General features: G+C 63.9%; 1 protein-coding gene and 1 pseudogene. One reads left to right on the plus strand and one right to left on the minus strand.

Features of this window, described 5'->3' with window-relative positions; translation table 11 throughout:
• Positions 1 to 354 precede the first annotated feature (354 nt).
• Positions 355 to 1,626 (plus strand): annotated as a pseudogene (locus tag ACTWPT_RS59720) (IS30 family transposase).
• Here the strand turns inward: ACTWPT_RS59720 and ACTWPT_RS59725 are convergent.
• Positions 1,600 to 2,244 carry a hypothetical protein gene (locus ACTWPT_RS59725; RefSeq protein ID WP_443186430.1) on the minus strand — a complete coding sequence of 215 codons (645 nt, stop codon included), beginning with the start codon at positions 2,242 to 2,244 and terminating at the stop codon, positions 1,600 to 1,602. The pseudogene ACTWPT_RS59720 and the gene ACTWPT_RS59725 overlap by 27 nt on opposite strands.
• Positions 2,245 to 2,631: the final 387 nt, after the last annotated feature.

Raw genomic sequence — 2,631 nt, forward strand, 5'->3', positions numbered from 1 at the left:
TCACCGCCCGCCCCCTCGCCCACGCCCTGGCCTGGTCCCAGCGCCGGCGCGCCTCCCAAACCAGAGCCCGCAGCAGTCACTACTGGCGACGCTGGCTCCAACACAACGAAATGCTGTTGTAATACTAGAGGCGCAAGGCGGTGGGCACGACTGCTTCCCCCGAGAGGAGGGAGAGGGTCAATGACGCCGGGCTGTGGGAACTGTCAGTGCGAGGACGTCCTCTCGACCGCCACGCTCCCGTGGTGGCAGCAGTACGTGACGGTTAAACCTTCCTGAAACGCAGAAACGCAGAAAGGCCCCCGCCCGGAACTTCCGTTCTAGCGGTCGTCGCAACACCCCAGCTTGGGGATTGCGATGGACTTCGAGGTCCGCAAGAACCGGAAGGCACAGAGGCGCAAGAAGCTCCGCGTGGAGCGGGAGGAATACTTCCGGCTCGTGCAACAGGGCTACAGCAACAAGGAAGCATCCCGCCTGGTCGGCGTTAACGAACGGACCGGACGTGAGTGGCGCAATGGCCGGCTGGACCTCAACCGGTTTCGGCCGCCCGCTCGTGGCGAGCGGGCGGCCATCGCTACTCCTTCGGGCCGCTACTTATGCGAGGCCGAGCGCATCCACATCGCCGACCGGGTGGGAGAGCAGGCATCCATCCGTGAGATCGCCCGCGAGCTGGGCCGTAGTCCATCCACGATCAGTCGCGATATCCGACGCAACCGCACACACACATACGCGGCAAGCAGTGGGCCTACCGGCCCTACGCCGCACAAGCACGGGCCGAGGCACGCCGGTCTCGCCCCAAGACCAGCAAGATCGCTCAGAACGCCGACCTGCGCCACTTCATCCAACAGCACCTGGACCAGCGGTGGAGTCCGGAGCAGATCTGCCAAGCTCTACGCAGACACTTCCCGAGCGGCCAGAGCTGCATGTGGTCCACGAGACGGTCTATCAGGCCCTCTACGTCCAAGGCCGGGGAGAGCTTCGCCGCGAGCTCGTCCGCGCCTTGCGCAGCGGACGCACGCGCCGCAAACCGCACCGCCAGGCCAACCGCCGCCAGCCACGCTTCACCCACCCCATGGTCATGATCAGCGAGCGCCCGGCGGAGGCCGAAGACCGCGCCGTACCCGGCCACTGGGAGGGCGACCTGATCATCGGCAAGAACGGTACCTCAGCCATCGGCACCCTGGTCGAGCGAACCACCCGCTACGTGATGCTCATCCACCTGCCGATCGACCGCAGTGCCGAGCGCATGCGCGATGCCCTGGTGGAGACCATGGCCACGTTGCCTACCCATCTCAATCGGTCTCTGACCTGGGACCAGGGCAGTGAGATGGGCCGCCACCTCGAGTTCTCCATCGCCGCCGACATGCCTGTCTACTTCTGCGATCCGGCCTGCCCGTGGCAGCGCGGCTCCAACGAGAACACGAACGGCCTGCTGCGCCAGTACTTCCCCAAGGGCGCCGACCTTCCGTCCACAGCCGCGAGGACCTCGATGCCGTCGCCGGCGAACTGAATGCCCGACCACGCAAGACGCTCGATTGGAATACCCCGGCCAGGCGTCTCGCTATGCTTCTCGACTGCAGCAACAAGGCCGCTGAGGGACGACTACAGGCCGCGGGCTTGGATAGATAGTTGCTTTCGGGTAAACCGGTCGAGGTCCAAGCGAACGCCTGTCATCGCCTCTACGGTTGCCAGGGCGGTCTGGAAGTGCGGATATCTGGGATAGGGGGGAGCGTCGAATGCCCCTGCCCGGTCATCAGCCTCCCTTTGTGCCACGAGCGCCCGAATCGCACCGAGGTGGTCGTCCAGCACCCGTGGATTCCGGCCCGTGCACTCCACAGGACTAGGACGAAAAACGTCCATCTCGGTGATGAGGTTGCCGTCGGCGGCGTAGAACAAGCTGTTGGCGTTGTTGACCAGCCACCAGAAACCCCACGCCTGCGCATTCTCGGTCAGGCAGGCCCAGATGCCGGGATCGCTGATGTAGGCGTTGGACGCCAGCACGACCACACCGTGGTCGCTCTGTTCCAGAACGACGACCTTCTCCCGCCCTGGCTCCAGCACCGTGCGGGGACTCGCCGTGTCGAGGTCGACATCCAGCCGACGCGCGACGTCAGTGACCGTGAGGGGCTCTGCCCGCCCTCGCACCACCATCCAGAACATCGCGTTGTTGATATAGGGATCCAGCTGATCCAGGTCCTTGAGGAGCTGTACGTAATAGTTGATCATGTCGGGCGTAACCGGACTCATGTTCTTCCCCCTTGATGAGCGGAGACGACAGGGTAGCGACCGATCACGACAATTCCGATCACGAGCAGCCGACACACCCGAAGCAGTCATAACCCGTTCTGTGAATAAAAGACCATTTGTCGCTGAACGGTGCAAACGCGAAAATCGGGACCTAAAGGACAAGCTGCAGAGCATGTCCAACAAGCCTGGCCACCCGCAGCCCAAGTCGCGGATGCCTGTGCCAGACGGCGAAGATGCTCGGCTGGGGCAGTCCGGCCGAGCGAGCAATCGTCAATACCTGTGGATCAAGATCTTTTAAGCGGCTTTCTGGGAGTCTTCGATCGTTGGTGAGTCCTCGGGGCGTTCGACGAGCTTGCCCTTGCGGAACTTCGCCCCGGCGCGGACCAG

The sequence above is a fragment of the Nonomuraea sp. 3N208 genome (genome assembly GCF_052245935.1).
In the GTDB taxonomy this organism is placed as follows: Bacteria; Actinomycetota; Actinomycetes; order Streptosporangiales; family Streptosporangiaceae; genus Nonomuraea.